The 20,569-nt window shown below is 72.7% G+C and carries 10 protein-coding genes; all 10 read right to left on the bottom strand.

Going from position 1 to position 20,569, the window contains the following annotated elements:
* From ACAX67_RS14130 to ACAX67_RS14085, 10 genes are read right to left on the bottom strand one after another with little or no spacing between them, the layout of a single operon-like run.
* The gene (locus tag ACAX67_RS14130; RefSeq protein ID WP_370704488.1) at positions 1-4,461 is read right to left on the bottom strand and encodes a type VII secretion EssC family protein; all 4,461 of its coding nucleotides are present in this window, start codon (positions 4,459-4,461) and stop codon (positions 1-3) included.
* A complete protein-coding gene (locus ACAX67_RS14125) occupies positions 4,458-5,186 on the bottom strand; it encodes an FHA domain-containing protein (protein ID WP_370704487.1) in 729 nt (242 codons plus the stop codon). Before ACAX67_RS14125 ends, ACAX67_RS14130 begins: the two co-directional genes overlap by 4 nt.
* A complete protein-coding gene (locus ACAX67_RS14120; protein WP_370704486.1) occupies positions 5,183-6,796 on the bottom strand; it encodes a serine/threonine-protein kinase in 1,614 nt (537 codons plus the stop codon). Before ACAX67_RS14120 ends, ACAX67_RS14125 begins: the two co-directional genes overlap by 4 nt.
* Positions 6,793-8,463 (bottom strand): FHA domain-containing protein, encoded by a 1,671-nt coding sequence (locus ACAX67_RS14115; protein ID WP_370704485.1) that lies wholly within the window; start codon positions 8,461-8,463, stop codon positions 6,793-6,795. The genes ACAX67_RS14120 and ACAX67_RS14115 overlap by 4 nt, the downstream gene beginning before the upstream one ends.
* Positions 8,460-9,299: a PP2C family protein-serine/threonine phosphatase gene (locus ACAX67_RS14110; RefSeq protein WP_370704484.1), complete on the bottom strand. Its 840-nt coding sequence runs from the start codon at positions 9,297-9,299 to the stop codon at positions 8,460-8,462. The genes ACAX67_RS14115 and ACAX67_RS14110 overlap by 4 nt, the downstream gene beginning before the upstream one ends.
* Positions 9,296-9,775, bottom strand: coding sequence for an FHA domain-containing protein (locus ACAX67_RS14105; protein ID WP_370704483.1), 480 nt, complete (start codon positions 9,773-9,775; stop codon positions 9,296-9,298). Before ACAX67_RS14105 ends, ACAX67_RS14110 begins: the two co-directional genes overlap by 4 nt.
* The gene (locus ACAX67_RS14100) at positions 9,772-12,183 is read right to left on the bottom strand and encodes a transglutaminase TgpA family protein (protein WP_370704482.1); all 2,412 of its coding nucleotides are present in this window, start codon (positions 12,181-12,183) and stop codon (positions 9,772-9,774) included. Before ACAX67_RS14100 ends, ACAX67_RS14105 begins: the two co-directional genes overlap by 4 nt.
* Positions 12,180-13,388, bottom strand: a complete 1,209-nt coding sequence (locus ACAX67_RS14095; protein ID WP_370704481.1) for a DUF58 domain-containing protein — start codon at positions 13,386-13,388, stop codon at positions 12,180-12,182. Before ACAX67_RS14095 ends, ACAX67_RS14100 begins: the two co-directional genes overlap by 4 nt.
* 16 nt (positions 13,389-13,404) lie before the next feature.
* Complete coding sequence (locus ACAX67_RS14090) at positions 13,405-14,370, bottom strand: AAA family ATPase (protein ID WP_370704480.1); 966 nt, start codon at positions 14,368-14,370, stop codon at positions 13,405-13,407.
* Positions 14,371-14,395: 25 nt separating this feature from the next.
* A complete protein-coding gene (locus tag ACAX67_RS14085) occupies positions 14,396-20,539 on the bottom strand; it encodes an Ig-like domain-containing protein (RefSeq protein WP_370704479.1) in 6,144 nt (2,047 codons plus the stop codon).
* Positions 20,540-20,569: the final 30 nt, after the last annotated feature.

Here is a 20,569-nt window from a genome sequence, read left to right as displayed (position 1 = left end):
TCACTCCTCGACGAGCGGCAGCTGGACCTTGGCCACGGCGCCGCCCTTGACCCAGAACCCGCGTCCGGCCGGGAAGTCTGCGCGTCGGGTGCGGGGCAGGGCGGTGCGCAGGAGCGACTCGCCGTCGGCCTGGTCGGGCTGCAGCAGCAGGCCGGTGCGGCCGTTGCGGATCTCCATGGTCAGCGGCCAGGAGCTGGTCCACGCCGGCGTCTCGGCCTCGGCGATCACGGGACAGCCCGCCCGGCGCATCGCCTGGATCCGCTTGAGGAGCGGCTGCTCCACGCCGCTGCCGACGAAGTCCGGCAGGTACTCCACGACGAGCGCCATGGGCGGCGCGCCGTCGGGTCCGGCGCCGGGCGTGATCGGCCCGCGGGCGTCGAGCGACTCGAGGAGGGCACGCACCGCCTCGTCGCCGTCGGCGCTCTGCTCCCACAGGTCGAGCTCGGACAGCGGGGACCGGCGGGTGCTGAGGTGCAGCATCGGCAGGTCCGGCCACCGCCGCCTGAGGGAGGTCGCCAACCACCGGACCGCGTTGGTGCGACCCGACTGCGGCGGGCCAGCGACCATGATGACCCCGGTCGGGTCGAACCCGATCGGCGCGAGCGTGGTGTCGGAGATGCCGAGGGCCGGACGGCCGCGCACCTCCTTCGGCAGGGAGCTCGGGCTGACGAGCGAGGGCAGCGACTGGACGGCGGGGGGACGCGTGTGGTGCTCGGCCAGTCGCAGGGCCAGCTGGTCGATCGCCGCCACCTGCGCCGCCGCGGAGGCGATCGCGGACCGCACGTGCTCCTCGGAGAGCAGCACGGCGACCTGCATCTCCTGGCCCGTCTCCTCCCAGATCGCCCGCCCTGCGGGGCTGGTGGCATTGAGGATGCCGCGGGGCACGCCCATCGAGAGGTAGGCGTCGTCGTCGGCCTGCCGCAGCACGATGCGGCGCTGGAAGGCCGACATCACCGATCCCGGCACCGCGGCCGGCCGGTCGGCGGTCATCGCGACGTGCACGCCGACGGCCCGCCCGTCGAGCAGGATCCGTTGGAACCGCTGGTAGAGCCACGCACCGGTGGTCGTCTCGTACGCCGTGCGGAAGTTGCTGAAGCCGTCCAGCAGGAGCAGGAGCCGTGGCTCCTGGGGGCGGTTCGCGTGCTTCCGGTAGTCGTCGAGGTCGGCCGACGCGGCGCCGTACCTCTGGGCGCGCTCCTCGATCACCTCCCCGAGGTGGGCGATCAACCGCTGCACGCGCTCCTCGTCCTCGCCGTTGATGATGCTGCCCACGTTGGGCAGCGCCTCGAGCGAACCCAGGGCGCCGGTGCTGAAGTCCAGGCCGTACACGTGCACGACACCACCGCCGGGCGTGATCGCCGCTGCGGCTGCGAGGGTGCGCAGGGCCGTCGTCTTGCCAGAACCACCGGTGCCGACGATCAGGAGGTTGCCGTCGGAGTCGGGCCGGTAGTACTCGATCACCTGCGACTGGTGGTGCGGGTCGTCGACGACGCCGAGCGGGATCATCGTGTCCCGCCGTGGACGCAGCCCGGCGAGACTGTAGATCGACGCGAGCGAGTCGAGCCACGGCTTGCGCGGCGCCGGCACCGCTGCCCGTTCGCAGGCGGCGCGGATGGTGCTGACCACGCGGTCGATGTCCTTGGCGACGGACTGGCCGATGCTGGGGGGATCGGGGAGCTTCCACTGCCGACCGCCGCCGAAGTCCAGGTCGGTGACCTCGATCGGCGGGATGTCGAGGTCGGGCGCGGTGCGCGCGCCGGGGAAGGCGGACTGGAAGGAGGTGATCCGCCCCGGCCCCGTCTTCGCGGCGCCACGGCCGGGGATCGAGGTCGGGAAGTGCGCTGCCACGCTGCTGCCCAGCACGTCGAGCGAGTCGCTCTCGTCGGCCATGCGCAGCGCGATCCGGAGGTTGGTGTTGGCGCGGATGTTGTCCTTGATGACGCCGGCCGGACGCTGGGTGGCCAGCACCAGGTGCAGGCCGAGCGACCGCCCGCGCTGCGCGACGTCCACCACGCCCTCGACGAAGTCCGGCACCTCGGAGGCCAGGGCGGCGAACTCGTCGACGACGATGATCAGGCTGGGCGGACAGTCGGGGTCCCCGCTCTTCTCCAGGTCGATGAGGTCCTTCTTCCCCTTCTCGTTGAGGAGCCGCTCGCGGTGGTGCAGCTCCGCCCGGAGGCTGTCGAGGGCGCGCTGGACGAGGTACGGCGACAGGTCGGTCACCATCCCGACGCAGTGGGGGAGGTCGACGCAACCCGCGAAGGCCGCGCCGCCCTTGTAGTCGACGAAGAGGAACGTGACCCGGTCGGGCGAGTAGGCGTGTGCCAGCCCGAGGACCCAGGCCTGCAGGAACTCCGACTTGCCCGCGCCCGTCGTACCGCCGATCAGGGCGTGGGGGCCCTGCGACCGCAGGTCGATGGCGAACGGCTCGGACCCGGCGTGGCCGACGATCGCTCGCAGGTCGGCGGCGTGCTCGCGGACGACGGGAGCCGAGCCGTCGCGCACGACGAGCGACTGGTTCTCCCGCCAGCGCGACACGACCACGTCGGCGCCGTCGCTGGCGTCCTGACCGAGAAGGCTGACGACCGAGACCGAGCGTGGCAGGTCGGACTCGTCCTCGACCGGGCGCCCGGCGTCGACGAGCGGCGCGAGCCGGCGGGCGAGGGTGGCGGCGTCGCCGGCCTCGAGCGTCTCCATGGCGACCGTGCCCACGCGCACCTCCTCGCGCACCATCCCGACCGCACCGCTGCCGCCGTCGACCGTGGCGAAGGTGCGGCAGGTCGCGGGCAGACCGGACACCGCGTCGGCGATCCAGAGCACGAAGACACCCACGTCCGGGCCGAGCTCGGCGACCCGCGTCAGGCGGGCGATGTCGACCGCGGTGTCGTCGACGACGACCACCACCGACGGCACGGTCGGCGGGTCGGGCTGGTCACTGTCGTCGATCGGTCCGCGCAGCCGGGCGCCACCTCCGCCGGACCTGACGCCGATCAGCTCCTCGAGGTCGTTGAGCAGCACGGTGCCGGTGCCGGGGTCGGCCGAGAGGTGGTGCGGCAGGGGCGAGTGCGGTGAGGAGGTGTGGGGGAGCCACTCGATCCACTCCCACGTGCTGCGGTGGGTGGACGAGGTAAGGCAGGCGAGCACCACCTCGGCCGGCGAGTGGAGCATCGCGATCTGGGCGACGGCGGCGCGCGCAACGGACTCCCGCCGCTGCGGCGGCCCAGCGATGCCGAGACCGCCCACCACCCGCAGGTTGCCGACGACCGGCGCGTCCTGCAGGAGGGCGTACTCGGCGGCGAGCTGTTCCGAGCGCAACCGGAAGTCGGGCAGCCCGCCCGCGCGAGGCAGCACGGCCCGGTGGTGCGGCGGGATGCTGCCGCGTCCGAAGCGGACGTTGACGAACTCCGGGTGCTCGGGGCGCCGGCTCCAGAGGACGTCGGAGTGCCGATCGACCGCGTCGAGGCAGACGGCGAGCGACGGGTGCATCTCCTCGAGCTGGCGGCGCTCCTGGTCGTGGCCCTCGGCCAGCTGGCGGCGGCAGGTCTCGAGAGCGCTCTCGAACTCGGCGATCTCCTCCCGCAGGGTGATCGAGCGCTGCCGTCGCTGCTCGATGAAGTTCGCGACCATCAGCAGCGGTGTCATCAGGATGAAGATCAGCGAGAAGGTCGAGCTGCTGTGGCTGTTGGACGACGTCTGGAGTCGCCAGAACAGCACGCCCCCCATGAGCAGCGGCACCATCAGCATCAGCCAGGGGAAGCGGGTCGCCGGGCGCGGCCGAGGTGGCTGGGGCAGCTCGATCGGGGTGTCCACCGGGCGCGCGAGGACCCGCGGCGGCCGGATGAACGCGACGTCGGTGGAGGCGCTCGGGCCGGTGGCGGCGAGCGAGACCACGGAGACGGTGGTGTCGCCGAGCTCGATCACGTCGCCGACCGCGACCGCGATCCTGCTGACCCGCACACCGCCGACCACGACGCCGTTCGACGAGCCGATGTCGACGACCTCCACCCGCGCGCCGACGATGATCCGCGCGTGCTGCTTGGAGACGGACGGGTCCTTCAGCCGCACGTCGCAGCCCGCCGCGCGACCGATCGTCGAGCTGCCGAGACGCAGCGGGAACTCGGCACCCGCGTCACGTCCCTCCAGGACCCGCAGCACGGCGATGGTGGGTGCGCCGGCGCGCGTCGCCGCGACGGTGTCGGCGTAGCTGATCGCCAGGGTGCTGCCGGACTGGATGCCGGAGTCGACCAGTGTCTGGTCCGGGTCGATCGGTTGCAGCGCTCCGCCGTGGCCCGCGCGGGCGAGGGTGACGCCGCGGTCGGCCTGGAACTGTCCCTGGCGCCGGTCGGAGGCCGCCAGCGCGCCCGCGACGTCGCCGACGGTGGCCGTGGCGTCGGCGACGATCTGGATGTTGTCCGGGGCCGAGCCGTGCTGCGGCTGGACCAGACCGACCTTGACCCTCACTCGTCGTCCTCCGCCGACGCCGACTGGGGCAGCTCCAGGAGCGGCAGGTCCTCAGGCGTCACCAGGAGGGTCGAGACGGCGTACTCCACCAGGTGCAGGCGACGGTTCGACGCCATGCGGACGCCGGCGCCCCGCAGCCCGCGTACGCCGGCCGCGGTCAGCTTGTCGCAGATGTTCTCGATCTTCTTGTCGAACCGCTTGGTCGACCAGCCGAGCCGGGTGGCGGCCTGGCTCGTGCTGGGGATCTCGCCGGCACCCGAGCCGCTCCGACGGAGCACCGGCTCGGCCAGGGCGAGGATGGCGAGCAGCTGCGACTCGGTGAACTGCCCGGGCACGATGGTCGTCGTGCCGGAGCCCGTGTGCGGCGGGCGGACCGACTCGTAGGGGGTGTCGGGGACGTCGACGATGATCTCGTAGAGCGTCTCGCCCGCCGCGAAGGTGACGAGGGTGCGCGGGAAGACCAGAGGCAGCCGCGCGCCCGGGGCCAGGGTGCTGCGCATCAGCCCCTGGGCGTCGGTGAGGTAGGCGGCCAGCCGCCCGCCCACGTTGACGATCCACCACATCGCGTCACGGTGCTCGAACCGCAGGAAGTCGCGGTGCAGGTAGGGGTTGTCGTCGATCTCGAGGTCGCCCGATCGTCCGACGGTGAGCTCCTTGCCCGGGGCGGCCGTCAGGACCTCGCCGGCGAAGTCCAAGGTGAGGGAGGGTCCGGGGTCCTCGTTCACAGACAGTCCTTTCCCCAGCCGTTGCTGTACTGGTTGTCGCGCTGCACGCGGACGGCGGCGCACGGTTCGTCGTCGGAGACGGTGAGGTAGGGGTCCGTCACAGGCGTCGCCTCCGCCACGTCGAGCTCCGGCTGGTCGCGCGCGTCGTAGGTCACGACGAGGTACTGGTCGCCGTCCTCGTGGTCGGGTACCCGCCAGGTGATGTCCAGCCGGCCGTCGTCGAGCGCGCGCACCCGCACCCGCGGCACCGCCGGGTCGTCCGGACCGATCGGGTTGCCCGGGTCGTTCGTGACGGTCGGCGCGTCGTCGCCCGTGGTGGCGTCGGGAGCGCCCTGCCCGAGCCAGACGACGCCGGCGACGACGAGCACGACAGCGACCGCCGCGGCGATCACCGCCGGCGGGACGCGCCGAGGCCCGGGGGCGCTGTCGGGGGCAGCCGGGTCCACGTCCGGCGGGGAGGCCGGCGCCTGGGGAGATGACGACCTCGCGGTGTGGTCCTGCATCCCGTCGGGCTGCACGACCGGGACCGCGGGAGCCACGACCGGGGCGTACGACGGTCCGGCCGGGCTTGCTGACGCAGCGGGCTGGGGGACGGCGAACGGGGGTGGTGCGGCCTGGGGGAGCTGGGCCGGCGGCGGAGGAGGTGCCGGAGGCGCCGCCGCGGGCTCGGGATCGATCGACACGAACCCGCTCAGCCTGGTGCCGCCGCCGTCCTCGGGTCCGGAGAGGTCGATGGCGTGCTCGTCGCGCGCGTCGATCGTCGTCACGGGGTGGTGCAGCTCGGCCTGGATCCGCTGGAGGGCGCGCGCGAAGTCGAGGGCGCTCTCGAAGCGCTCGTACGGCGACTTGGCCATCGCCGTCCGCAGGGTCCGCTCGAGTGACTCCGGCACGTCGGGGCGCCGGGTCGGTGGGAGGGCCATGGTCCGCACGCGCGGCGCCATCGCGATCGCGTCGTTGGCCCCACCCGGCACGCTGAAGGGAGCCCGCCCGACCAGTGCGGTGTAGAGGGTGGCCGCCAGGGAGTAGACGTCGCCGCTCGGGCCCATCGGTGCGCCGACCGTCAGCTGCTCGGGGGGTGCCCACGGCACCGACATGCCGAACCCCTCGCCGGACTGGGCCCCGACGGTCGTCACCGAGATGCCGAAGTCGGTGAGCGCGGCCCGGCCGAACTCGGTGAACAGGATGTTGGCCGGCTTGATGTCGCGGTGCAGGATGCCGAGACGGTGCGCCGTCTCCACCGCACCACTCAGCTGGACGGCCACCTCCAGTGCCTTGGTGACCGTGAGCGGACGGGCGCGCACGCGCAGGGCGAGGTGCGGCGGCGGGCAGTACTCCATGACCAGGAAAGGACGCCCGTCGGCCGTCACGCCCGCCTGGTAGATGCTCACGATCGAGGGGTGGTTCGACAGCTTCGCCATGACGCTCGACTCGACCTCGAAGGAGGCCTGCACGTCAGCGGTGATGTCGCTGAGCAGCACCTTGACCGCGACCTTGCGCCCGAGCCCGAGCTGCTCGTACTGGAAGACGTCGGCGAACCCGCCGGTGCCGAGCAGCTCGAGGAACCGGAAGCCGGGCAGCTCCGGCGGCGGCCCGGGCACGCGCGAGCTCACGGCAGCTCCTCGAAGCTGAGGTGGACGCCGTGGCCGAGGTCGATGACGTCGCCGGTCACGAGCAGCTGGGGCTGCTCGAGGATGCGGAACGGCGGCTCGCCGTTGCGACGCAGGAACGTGCCGTTGGTCGAGCTGAGGTCGACGACCAGCACGCTCCAGCCCTCGACGCGCAGGGCCAGGTGGCTTGCCGAGATGTGCGGGTGCGGGAGGGTCACCAGCCGCGGCACCGACGTGCCCTGGAACCGGGAGGCACGCGGTGCGCGGCCGATGATCACCGGTCCGGTCAGCTCGGCGCGCTCGCCGCTGCTGGCGACCACCCTTCCCAGCGAGGGCTGCGGGATGCGGGTCGGTGAGCCGGTCAGCGCAGCACCGCAGACCCGGCAGTGCGCGCGCTGGGGCGGGTTGCCGTGACCCGACGGACACAGCACGCCGAGCACCTCGGGCGCGCCGTCGCCCCGGTCCGCGGCATGGCGGGGCGGTGCCTGACGCGCGGGCCCGGCGATCGTGTCGCCGTCGTGGTCGCCGAGCGCAGGAGGAGCGGTCGGGGGAGGCGGACTGGTCGGCGGAACGGGCGGTGGCGGTGCGACGGGCGGCCGTACGACGGGCGGTGCGACGGGTGGCGGTGGGAACGCTGGGGGCGGGACCGGGGGCGTGGCCGGTGGCGGGACGGGCGGCATGCCGGGCACCGAGCTGATGAAGTCGCTCGGAGGCGCCAGCGTCGGCGGCTTGTCGACCCGCGGCGGGGGTGGCGGCGTCATCTCCGCGGGGTCCTCGTCCGCGTTGTCCTCGCCGTCTTCCATCCACGTGACGTCCGACGTCGGTGACGGGGGACCGGGCGCCTCCAACGGCGAGGGGGGCGCCTCGACGCCCGGACGTACGGCGGCGCCCTCGACGGAGCCGGCGACCGTGAAGTCGCTCCAGACGTCGTCGAAGTCGCCGGGGGCAGGCACCACCACGGCCGCGGGCTCCGATTTCGGCACCGGCACCGGCTCCGGCTCCGGCTCCGGCTCGGGCTCGGGCACCGGTTCCGAGGCCAGGCGGTCCGATGGAGCGGGCTCGGGCCGCGCCGGGGTGGCGTCCGCCAGTGCGATCCAGTGTCCGGAGTCGTCCGCGCGGCTGGTCGCGTCCGGGTCGTCGCGACGCCCGAACCCGCTGAGGTCGTCCGACGGTGCGGGTGCCGGTGCGGCTGTGGCCTCGGCCACCACGACCTGGCGCGCGAGGACGACTGCCGAGCCGACCGGCAGCTCGCCCTGGTCACCGTCCTGGCCGGCGCCGTCCTCGTCGCCGTCGGCGATCCGCATCCTCACCACCGACCCGAGCTGGCGTTCGCTCCACGTGGCGACGCCGCCGCCGCTGACCCGGGTGGTGCTCAGGTCGGCGGAGGTGGCCTCGATCTCGAACGAGCCACGCGTGGCCACGTGGGCCGCGCCCGGCCCGGTGGTGACCGCGATCGCGAAGGGCGGCAGGTCGAGCAGTCGCGCGCCGATGGCCTCGGCGACCTCGGTGAGCACGGCGTCGAGCGTGCTGGGCACCGGCATGTTGCGCAGCCGCTCCCAGGTCGCGGACGCCACGGCGGCCGGCACCGAGCTGTCGAGGACCACGACTCCGCCCGGCCAGACGACGGCGCGGTGGTCGCCGCTGTCGTAGCGCACGGTCGAGATCGTCACCGCGCCACCTCCAGGTCCGCGCGGGTGTCTCCGCCGAGGCCCGCCGACGTGTCGTCGACGGTGTCGTCGGAGGACCACTCCCGCAGCTCGGTGCGGGTCCCCTCGACGAGCACGGCGTCCACGACCACCGCAGTGACGTTGTCCCGCCCGGCTCCCGCCACGGCCGCGGACACGAGAGCGGCCGCGGCGTCCTGCGGCTCGGTCACCGACAGCAGGGTCGCGGCGATCAGCTGGTCGCTGAGCTCACCGGTGAGGCCGTCGGAGCACAGCAGTACCCGGTCGCCCGACCGGGCGGGCAACATCCACAGGTCGAGGACCGGCTCGTTCGCGAGGCCACCGCCGATCGCCTGGGTGATCACGTTCTTCCGTGCCGACGCCGCCGCGGCCCTGGACGTCAGGCCGGCGTCCATGAGGGCCTGTTGCTGGGAGTGGTCGACCGTCACCTGCTCGAGCTCCTCGTCGCGGAGGAGGTAGGTGCGGGAGTCGCCGACGTTGAAGATGAGCCAGCAGGGCTCGGCGTCGTGCACGGCCAGGCCCGCACCGGTCAGGGTGGATCCCGGCGCCCCGCTCACGCGGTTGCCGAGGTCGGCCACTGCGCGCGCGGCGACGGCGGTGGCGTCCTTCAGGGTCTGGGGTGTGACCCACGGTCCCCAGAGCTGGTGGTCGAACGCGCGGACGACGAGCTCCGACGCCTCACGCCCGGACGCGTGCCCACCCATCCCGTCGGCCACGAGGAAGACGGGACGGCGCACCAGGTGCGAGTCCTGGTTCTCGCTGCGAAGGTTGCCGGCGTGGGTGGCCGCACCTGTGCGCACCTCGATGCGGATCGGGGTCATCCCTGGATCACGATCGATCGCTCGCCGTACGTGATGGTGGTGCCCACCGGCACCGTGACCGTCTCCCCCGGACGCAGGGCCCGGGGCGCGGAGCCGGGCTGCTGCACCGAGACCCCATTCGTCGAATGGAGGTCGATCACCCACGCTCCGGCCGCGGCGGGTCCGATCGCGAGGTGCGTCTTGGAGACGGACTTCGTGGCGTCGGCGATGCCGAACGGCACGGCGTCGGGTTGCGCGGGAGGGGCGACGGGGTCGCGTCCGACGACCCAGCTGCGGTCGAGCCGCAGCACCGAGCCCTGGTCGAGCTGGAGGACCGGTACGCCGCCGCCCGAGAACTGCTCGCGGGTGGACAGGTCGACCGGCTCGGAGGACGGCGGCGGGAACGGTGGCGGCGGAGCGAGGAACGCCGAGGAGGGCGGCAGGACCGGTAGCGGCCCGACGGCGTCCGTGCGGCGGTCACGGCGGAACAGGCTCATCCCTTACCCCCTGTGGTCGCGCGGAGCCCGGCCCGCGCCAGCCGGGTGGGCCGCCGAACCAGCGACCGCAGGGAGAATCGTTGCCGAATCCTGTCCCCGAGGGTGGCGGATTGGCGGAACTGGGACCGGAGCGCGTCGACCGCGCTCCACACCGCCTCGACGTCGACCTCGGTCGGCTCGTCGTTGCCGAACACGTGGGCATCGACCCGGCGCGCGATCGGGACCGTCGTCGACGGCGGGACCCGCGTCTCCAGCAGCATCGCGGCCTCGAACCTGGTGGCCGGGGGCGGCACCCGGATCCCGACGTCGGTCGCCAGGTCCATCACCTCCGCCCAGCCCCCGCTGATGCGATCGGCGAGGCGGGGTGCGCGCCGGCGACGCTGTCGCCGCCGTCGCTTCAGCCACGCGATCGCGACGAAAGGTCCGACGGCCACGGACAGTGCGGCTGCCGCGATGGCGGCCACCCTGAGCACCGAGCAGAACCCGCAGTCGCCGCCGTGGTCGTCGTTCTTCTCGTCGGAGTCCTTCCGCGGCGGAGCCTGGAGGTCGTGGTCGTCGGGGACCTCCGGCGGTGGCAGCACCTGGGGTTCGTGCTTCGGCTCCGGCTTCGGCTGGTTCTGCTCGGGCGTCCGGTCCTCGTCGGGGGTGGGGTCGAAGTTGACCCAGCCGATGTCCTTGAAGAGCACCTCGACCCAGACGTGGGCGTCGTCGCCCGTGATCGCGACGGGGCCGCTGGTCGCCTTGTCGGGGTCCGGGTAGAAACCCATGACGACCCGGGCCGGCAGACCCTGGTCTCGCGCGACGAGGGCCATCGCCACGGCGTACTGCTCGTCGTCGCCGATCATCTGCCCGGTCTCGGGATCGAGGAGCTCCTTGATGCGCCCGGCACTGTGCCCGGGGAACGAGGGGTTGGCGATGTCGGTGCCGTTGGAGTAGTACCCCTGCTGGAGGTTCTGCTCGACGCCGATCAGCTGCTGGAGCGGGGTCGTGGCCTTGCCGACGAGCTTCCCGGTCGCCTTCCCGACGGCCTCCACGCGCACCGTGTTGGCGGGCATCGGGTAGGTGGTGTCGACCTGGGCGGAGGCCGGCAGGTCCTCCTTCGCGTCGTACGTCGGCGGGAACACCCCGTCGACGGTGTACGACGTCCCGGCGCTCACGCCGGTGGTCGTGAGGGCCGAACCGGTCGCCGCGTTGTAGTGCAGGCCGGCGCCCTCGTCGCCGGAGAAGTCCACCCCCCGAAGGTCGCCGCCGCCGGGCAGCCAGATCCCGTCGTACGCGCCGATGGTGAAGGTCACCTCGGACGTGGGCGCCTCGGTGTCGGAGTACGACGACGGCTCGATCGTGCGGCCGACGTGGACGAACGCGCCGGACCCCTGCGCGGCCCCGTCGGTCCCCGCCGCGACGCGGTAGACGTTGCCGTCGTACACGTCCATCACGGCGAGGCGCACCCGCGCCCCTGCGGGCATCCCGCTGACCGTGAAGAGCGTCTTGTGCTCGAGATCGGCCTCGAGCCGGCGGTACTGGGTGAGGGGGCTGGGATACTGCTGGAGGTCGAGGGGCGGCTGGACGTGGTCGCGCAGCACGAAGCGGTCGGGGTGCGGCGCGAGGAGGGCCCAACCGCCGACGCCCGCGCCGGAGGCGACCGCGAGCACGGTCGCGGCCGTCGCGACCTGACGCAGGCGCGGACCCCGGGTGTGCTGCGGCAGGGCGACGAAGACCGCGCGTTGCGCTCCGGCGCCGACGTGCGTGCGCCACGAGGCCCAGGCCAGCGCGGCGACGGCGAAGACGGCACCCTGGAGGGCGGCGCCCGGTGCGGCACGACCTCCCCACAGGATGCCGGTGACGAGGAGCGCGGCCGGGGGGAGCAGGCCGAGTGCCAGGACCCAGCCGATCCGGCGGAGCCGCAGCACGGCGCTGCCCGCGACGGTCGCTGTTGCGAGCCCGACGAGCCACGGGAGCACGGCGGGTCCCTCGAAGTCGCCGGCCGGCAGCGCGACCGTGAGAAGGTCGCGCCACGACTGCCAGGACAGCAGGGTGAGGCGCTGGAGGGTCTCGACGCTCGGGAGGACGCCACCCGTGGTCGTCGAGGGCAGCGCGACCGCGCCGCCGAGCAGGAGGTAGCACAGCATCGACGCGAGCAGCGTGCCGAGCCGGCTCCAGCCCAGCCAGGTCGCCACGGCGGCGATCGCAAGGCCGACGAGCACGCCCGTGCCGGCGCTGACGTAGCCGGTGGCATCGCCGAAGACGGGGCCGAACGCCTGCACGCCCGCGGCGAACAGCACGCAGAGCGCGAGGAGGTCGACCGCGCTGCGTCGGACCGTCGGAGAGCTCCACACGCTCATCCGCTGGGTGGTGCGGCCACCGGTCTCGCTCCGAGGGGCGCCGATCGAGGGCGCCACGCTGGTCATCGCATGCTCCGCATGGCGCGAGGAAGGGCGTAGACGTCCGGCAGGTCGGTGATCGTGAGGTCGCCGAGCCGGCGCTGCGTCAGGGTGAGCTCGCGGCCGCACCGGAGGCCGAACGAGGGCACCGAGACCGGGAGTGCCCGGTGCGCCCCGCGCAGGTCGCGGGCGTCGACCTCGGACCCGGTGACCAGCACTGCGACCGAGGCCTGCGGTGACGCGGCGATGGCGCGGGCGGCGAGGTCGCGGACCGGCACCGTCCGCTCAGCGGGCTCGAGCTCGGCCAGCCGGTCCAGCACGAGGGGACCGGAGGTGCAGCTCAGCGCACCCGAGGTGGTGTGGATCGAGACCTCGCGGTCGAGGCCGAAAGCGTGGCGCGCGAGGGAGCCGGCGATGGAGATCGCGGACTCCAGGTCGTCCTCCGTGGCGTAGTCGGCGGCCCCCGTGGGCAGCACGACGAGCAGGTGCGCGCGCCGGGTCTCCTCGAACTGGCGGACCATCAGGCGGCCGACGCGGGCGGTCGTCCGCCAGTGGATCGCCCGGCGGTCGTCACCGGGCTGGTACTCCCGCAACGCGTGGAACGACACGTCGTTGGACGACAGCTCCTGGGTGGTGACGCCCTCGATGTCGCGGAGGAAACCGGTGCTGTCGTTGCTGAGCGGGACGGTCACGGGATGGACGTAGAGGTCGGTGGAGCGGGCCCAGGTCTGGGTGCGCCGCAGCAGCCCGAGCGGGTCGGAGCGCACCGAGCTGACCGGGCCGATCGTGATGACCCCGCGTCGGCGGGTGGGGATCTCGAAGAGCTGCTCGTGCTCCTCGTCACGACCGAGCGACGGGAGCGTGAACTGCGCGCGTCCCTTGCCCACCACCATCTCGATGCGGGTGGGGAAGAGCGAGCGGCCCGCCCGGTTGCGGATCACGACGCGGCCGCCGGCGGTCTCTCCAGCGGTGACGCGCTCCCGATGCAGGTCGAAGACGACGTCGTACGACGTCCGGCCGAGCAACCACGCCCCAGCGGCCACGAGCAGCAGCAGGAAGGTGAGCCCGAGCACGCGCAGCTCGAGCCACCCCTCGATGCCGCCGAGCACCAGGCCGGCGCCGGCGCCGGCCCCTGCGACCCATCCTGCGGGCGTGACCCACTGACCGACCGCGGGCAGCGGTGGTCGCGGGACCCTGCGGATCCAGCCGGTGACGGGGGCGGCGAGGCTCACGAGTCGCGTCGTCCTCTCACCCGACGCCGCGCAGCTGCGGCGCGGGGATCGCGTTGAGCACGCGGCCCATCACCTGGGCGGGCGTCGAGCCGGCGAACTCGGCCTCGGCGGAGAGCGCGAGCCGGTGTGCCCAGACGGGTCCTGCGAGCGCCTTCACGTCGTCGGGCGTGACGTAGTGGCGTCCCTGGGCCGCCGCCAGCACGCGCGCAGCCCGGACCAGCGCGATCGAGCCGCGGGTGGAGACGCCCAAGGTCGTCTCGTGGTCGTCGCGAGTCGCCTCCGAGAGCTGCTGCACGTAGTCCAGGACCGCCTCGTCGACGTGGTTGTCCTTGACGAGGTCGATCATCTGCGCGACCGCCTCGGTCGAGACCATCGCCTGAAGGGTCTGGGTGCGGTCGGGGTTGGCCGATCCCGCCAGGATCTGCCGGGCCGCGGCGCGGTCCGGATAGCCCACCGAGGCCTTGATCAGGAAGCGGTCGAGCTGGGCCTCGGGCAGCTTGTAGGTGCCGGCCTGCTCGATCGGGTTCTGGGTCGCGATGACCATGAAGGGCCTGCCGACCTCGTGCCGGACCCCGTCGACGGTGACACGCGACTCCTCCATCACCTCCAGCAGGGCCGACTGGGTCTTCGGCGAGGCGCGGTTGATCTCGTCCGCCAGGACGATGGAGGCGAAGACCGGGCCCTTGTGGAAGTTCCACGTGCCGGTGTTCTGGTCGTACATCGTCACGCCGGTGATGTCCGACGGCAGCAGGTCGGGGGTGAACTGGATCCGGTTGTGCGAGCCGCGCACGGTCGCGGCGATCGCCCGCGCCAAGGCGGTCTTCCCAGTGCCGGGGGCGTCCTCGAGGAGGAGGTGGCCCTCGGCGAGCATGCAGACCAGCGTCAGCCGGATGACGTCGGTCTTGCCCAGCAGGGCGCGTCCGATGTTGTCGGTCAGCTTGTCGAACGTGTCGGCGAACCACGCGGCGTTCTCGGGTGTCATCGGGTCTCCTCGGTGGTGGTGCGGGTCATTGGTCGACGTTGCCGGACGGGCGTGTCCCTTGGCACCCGTTGTAGGGGGGTGGGTTGCCGAACGACTGCGTGCTCCAGGCCAGGACGTGGCCGTCGCGCGTCGGCATCCGCCCCGACCAGTTGCCGTTGCCGTCCGCGGGTCCGGCGCGGTACCACCAGGTCTGGCCGATCCGCCACCCGTCCGAGGTGCCCTCGTGGGTGATCGAGCACCAGCCGTAGCCGCCGGGCTCCCAGTGGTCCAGGCGCGCGCCGAAGTAGTGGCAGGACGTGTGGCAGTTGCCGGTGTTGTTGGGTGCTGCGCCCTCGTCGGTGCCCGTGATCTGCGGGTTCCACGTCGTGCCGTCAGCAGAGTCGCTGGCGGTCGTCGGGACGGACGCGTCGTCGCTCGCGACGAGCTGGGTGACGGCGTCGATGCTCAGGTGCAGCGTGTCGTTGTCGCCCCCGGTCAGCCTCTGGTGCTGGGTGCCGGTGGTTCCGTTGCGGGGGACGGTCCCCTGCGGGTCGCCGCCCCCGCTGCGGTGGTAGTCGCAGGCGCGGCCGCGGGAGGTGACGGTGTAGGTGAAGTCGTACTGCCGGTAGCCGGCGGTCCCGCTCGAGACGTCCACCGTGCACGGCTGGAACGCGTTGCCCGTGGCTGAGCTGAGCTGGCCCCGTGCGTACTCCCCGGACTCGTTGGCGGTGGTCACCGCCCACACGGTGATGGACACGTCCTCGCCGGCGTGGAGCGCGGCGTCGGAGATCAGCCCGCCCGGTGTGACGGACCCGGTGCCGCCGTTCTTCACCTGGTAGCGGTAGTCCACGAGGGTGCCGTTGTGGAGGTCCGCCGGTGCGAACTCCGCACGCACCTGGTTGGCCACGCCGGTGCCGCGGAACCGCAGGTTCGTCACCGGCCCGGCCAGCCGTGCCCCCGCGACAGGGTTGCCGGTGACCGGCGCGCTCCACCCGTCGACGTACTTGTCCTCGCGGTTGAAGAGACGCAGCGTGTAGCTGATGTGCTCCTGGTCGGGGAGGTCGACCCGGCACTGCTGGGTCCGGATCGTGCACGTGGGGTGGATGACCTTGCCGTTCTGCTTGATCTCCACCCGCGTGACGGGCTCGCCGTTCTCCTCGGCCTCCCAGGTCACCGTGGCGGACGGGTGCGGGGAGGGGCCGTCGGCGTCCACGTCGACGCTGGTGATCGCGGGAGCGCCGCTGGCGTGCTCGGTCGTGATGCTCGACCAGGGTGAGAGCTGGTCCTCCCCCTCGATCCCGTTGACGCCGCGCACCTGGATGCGCTGTGGCACTCCGTTCTCGACCGGGGCGAGATCGTACGCCGGGCGCTTCGAGCCGGTGTCGCGGATCGTCCCGTTGACCCGGACCTCGTAGCGCTTGATGGGGGTGCCGTCGATCGCCGGCTGCGTCCAGCTCAGGTGCAGAGCGCCGTCGTCGAAGTCGGCGGTCACCCCGGTGGGTGCGGGTGGGATCGCGTCCGGCACGACGCCGCGCGAGAGGCCCGACGGGTCGGAGTCGCCGGCGCTGTTGTGGGCCACCACCTGGAAGTGGTACTCGTGGCCGTTCTCCAGGTCCCTGATCGTGGTGGTCGTCTGACCGCCGTCGACGGTGATCTCACGGCCGGCACCGAGCACCTGGTAGCCCGTGATCGGGGCACCGTTGTTGGGTCCCGGCACCCAGTCGAGCTCGACGGTGTGCGACTCCGTCGCCTCGGCGAAGACCGCCGTCGGCGGGTCCGGCTTCGCCGTCACCGCCACGGTGACCAGGCCCTGGACGTCGCGTGCGGAGTCCTCGCTGCCGTCGCGGGCGATGTAGCCGACCTGGACGCGCCCGTGGAAGCCCGAGGCGGGGGTGATCGTCATGCCGTGGGCCTCGGTCTCGACCTCGGCCGCGCCGTCCGGAGTGACGGTCGCGCTCACCAGCGTCGGGTCGTCGTCGTAGGGGTTGGAGAGGACCGCGTCGGCGAGGTCGAAGTCCACGGGCTCGCCGGACTCGGCGTCGATCTCGAGCGGCTGGAGCTGGAGGAGCGGCCGGACCGAGCTCACCACGGTGACGGGGAGGTCGTCGGCCCGGCCCGGCGGCGTGTCGGTGCCGTCGCTCACGACGAGGCTGAAGGTCAGCGTGGCCGGCGGGTCCTGGTCGGCGTTGATGACCAGCTTGCGCCGCTGCTCGTCCACGCGGACGTCCAGGTCTGGGTCGTGGTCGGGCACGCTGAAGGTGAGTGAGTCCTGGTCGCCGGGATCGGGGTCGGTCGCGAGGTCGTCGAGATCGAGCTCGAGCGGCTCGTTGCGCGCCACCCGGATGTCAGGGACGTGGAGGCGCGGAGGTGTCTCGCCGGCGGCTGACACGAAGATCGGGAAGGTGATCACCGAGGACTCGGTGGACGCGTCGCCGTTCGGCCCGTCGGCGATCGCCGCCGTCACCGACGTGGGTCCGTAGAAGCCTGCGCTCGCACCGAAGGTGATCGTCGTCAGGGCGTCGTCGACCAGGGTGGACCCGTCCTGCCCAGGTCCGGCCTGGACGTTCTCGTCGTGGGCGACGACCGGCGCCCGCCCGTCGCGGACGACGACGTAGTCCGCCAGACGGATGTTCTTCGTCGTGCCTGCCTTCACGGTGATCGGCAGGTCGACGTCGTTGCGGAGCAGCGGCCGCTGCGCCGCCGGGCTCTCGCTGCCCGGAACGACGACCACCGCGGTGCCGACGCCGCCGTCGAGGTCCTTCAGGGTGTAGGGGATGACCTGCCGCTCGGCGGTCACGGGGATGACGAGCTCGCCGGCGTCGTCGACGGTGACGTCCGCGTCGGTCTCCGGGCGGATGGCGGAGACGGCCCCGTCGGGGTCCTCGTCGTTGTGCAGCACGTCGACGGTCACCTCGTCGTTGCGGACGACGTCGGCAAGCGGGACGCGGTCGTCGCGGGCGATCGGCGCGATGGTGGCGGCGTCGCTCCTGACCTTGACGACGAGCGCCCCCTCGGTCGACGTGATCCCGTCGTCCACCGCGTAGTGGAAGACCAGGGTCCCCTCGTCCTTCGGCGTCGTGAGGACAACGCGACCGTCGTCGGTGCTCACGTCGACGTCCGTGCCGTCGGCAGCGTCGACACCGGCCAGCGACAGCACGTCGCCCTCGGGGTCGATGTCGTTGACGGTGACGGGCACGGCGAGCTGGCGGTCGGGCTGGACGACGACCCGGTCGGGTATCGCGATCGGCGGTTGGTCGGTGGCCGGCGGAGCGGCGATCCCGACCTGGACCTCGCCGACGCCCTGGTCGCCGTACTCGTCCTCGACGACGTAGCTGAAGACGTCCGTACCGGTGCTGCCGATCGGGGCGGAGTAGGTGATCGTGTCGGTCCCGAGCCGCACCTGGCCGAGGGTCGGGGCGTCCTCGACGGCCACGAGTGTGACGGAGTCACCGTCGGGGTCGATGCCGTCGAGCGGCACCGGGATGTCGGTGGTGCCGCCCTCGATGACCCGCCCGGTGAGGGGCTTCGGCACGGGCGCCGCCCGTGAGCCGGACCTCGGCTGGATCGCGACGTGCACCGTTGCGCTGCTGATGTTGCCGTCGGGGTCGGTGACGTCGTACTGGATCCGCACGTCGCCGGCGTCGCCGCTCGCCACGAAGCGCACCTTGTCCTCCGAGACGAAGGCCCGGCCGAGGTCGGCCCCCATCGTCACCGCGTCGTCGCGCAGCGGGCGGACGTGCAGGTCGGCACCCGAGGGGGAGAGGTCGTTGTCGAGGACGTCGACGGTCACCACGTCGCCGCTGCGGACGACGGCCTCGTCGTCGACGGCGGTCGGACGGGCGTCGGGATCGGGGTCCTGCCGCACCACGGTGACGGTGCCCTCGGCGGGCAGCGTGCCGTTCGCGACACGGTAGGTGAGGGTGGCTTTCGGTGCCGTCATCCCGTTGTCGCGCACGCGCAGGAACTCGTGGTCCACGACCTCCGCGGTGATGCCGTCGCGGGCGTCGAAGGAGGCCGACTGCAGCACGAGGACGCCGCCGAGCGGGTCGGTGTCGTTGGCGAGGACCGGCACCAGGACCTGACCGTTGGCGGGCACCACCGCGAGGTCGTCGTCCGGGATCGGGGCCAGGCCCTCCTTCTTGCGGACGTCGACACGGATCACCGACTCCGACTGGGCGTACCCGTCGGAGGCGGAGTAGACGACGTAGTAGGTCTTCGCCTGGTCGCTCGACATCGTGTAGGTGTCGTCGGCGTTGGCGCGCACCCGCAGGCCGGGATCGTGGTCGCCGAGGACGGGGTAGAGCTCGGCGGAGTCGGGATCGGTGTCGTTGCGCAGCGGGCGGACCACCACGTCCTCACCCACCGGCACGGTCACGAAGTCGCCGTTCGCGACCGGCGGTGCGTTCGCCGAGCCCTGCGGGAGCACGGTGACCGGCACCTGGACGACACGGTCGCCGCCGAGGCCGTCGGTCACGGTCACCCCGACCTGACGCACCCGGTCGCCGTCGGTGCCGGCGTCGGTCACCTTCAGGTAGCCCGACGGGTCCCACACGACGGAGAGGCCGGCCGGGCTCTTGACGCCGTCGACCCAGAACGGGTCACCGTCGGGGTCCTTGAAGTCCTGGAGGACGTGGTACTCGCCGGACTGCCGGGCGTGGATGGTGAGCTGTGGCCTGCGCTGGTCGGTGAGCAGCTCGACCGCCCCGTTGACCTGGTCGTCGTGCAGGGCGACGGTCACGCTCGTCGATGCCGTGCCCCCGCGGCCGTCGTCGGCGACGTAGTCGAACCTGACCGACGGCGCCGAGGCGTCGCCCGGGACCTCGATGCGGATCGCGCGACCGTCGCGCACCACCTCGAGACGGCCCAGGCGGGTGGTGGTCTCCGAGAGGTCGACGGAGAGCAGGTCGCCGTCGCCGTCGGTGTCGTTGGCCAGCACCGGAAGGGTGACGGAGGAACCTGCGCGTACGCCGAACTCGTCCGGCTTCGGCTCGGGGTCCTGGTTCTTGCGGGTCCGGTGGAAGGCGATCGTGGGGTCGTTGCTGTCGTCCTTGCGGTCCTGCTCCAGCTGGGCGAGGACCGCGCGCCAGTCGTTCACCAGCGCCATGTCCTCGTCGACCAGGAAGACGTCGCCGTTGCCGGTGTCGTTGAGCACCACCTTGTCGCGGTTCGTGCGGAAGACCAGGTGGGTGTCGGGCACGCCGGTGCGCCGCAGCTTGTCGTAGGTGCGCTCGACGTCCGGGAGGTTCGCGCAGTGCCGCACGTACTGGCCCGAGACCGACCACGCGGCGTAGGTGCACTCGCCGACGGTGACCGGAGCCACGGGCTCGCCGGTCGCGCCGGTCGTGGTCGTGCGTGGATCGCCGCCGTCGAGCGGAACCTCGACGAGGGACGCGGGTCCGGAGAGCGCGATGCTGCCCACGTCGTAGCCGCTCTGCTGCAGGAGCATCGCGTCGGCGTCCTCGAGATCGACCCGGTGGTCGCGCCAGGCGAGCCATCCGCCCGCCGGGTCGAGCACGACGGCGTCCGCGCCGACCGTGGCGAGCTGGAGAGCGGCGGGGTCCTCGACCGCAGGCACCTCGCCGACCTTCTCGACCGACCACCCGGATCCCTTCTGGTGGAGGTCGCGCAACGTCCCGTCGGGCGTCACGGCGTGGACGACGTCGTCCTTGCCGACCGTGATGCGCACGCCGATCACGTCGCTGAGCACCGGGTCGGTCGCCTCGGGCGAGAACTGGCTGGCGTCCGTCGCGGGGAACGCCCACACCGTGCCCTTGTTGGGATCGGCGACCGCCACGATGTCGGTGCCCTGCGAGGCGGAGGCACCGCGCGGGAGGGCGCTCGGCGTCCCAGGGGTCCAGGTCGCCGTGTCGATCGTGGAGATCGCGGGCCGGTCAGGAGGGTCGTGGACGACGACCTGGTTCGCCTCCTGGGAGATGTCGGACTCGTGCGACGGGATCACGCTGAAGCTGTCGAACTGGCGCGACTGGTAGTTCAGGTGCGCCGCGACCGCGGACCCGTCGCGGAGGTGGAGGTTGGTGACCCAGACCCCGCCGTCGTGGAGCTCGAGGTCGTCGACCAGGGTGCCGTCGTGGAGCAGCGCCAGAGTCGCGAGGGCCACGGTCAGCGCGGTGAACGCCCCGACCGTCCGGGTGCGCTGACCGGGGAGCGCGGCTGCCAGCCGGGTCCTCATGCCCATCGCTCGGGTCCCATCCGTTCCCCA

Origin of the sequence: Nocardioides candidus, from assembly GCF_041321175.1 — a bacterium.
Taxonomy (GTDB): Bacteria; Actinomycetota; Actinomycetes; order Propionibacteriales; family Nocardioidaceae; genus Nocardioides.
This window is presented reverse-complemented; position numbering and strand designations above follow the sequence as displayed.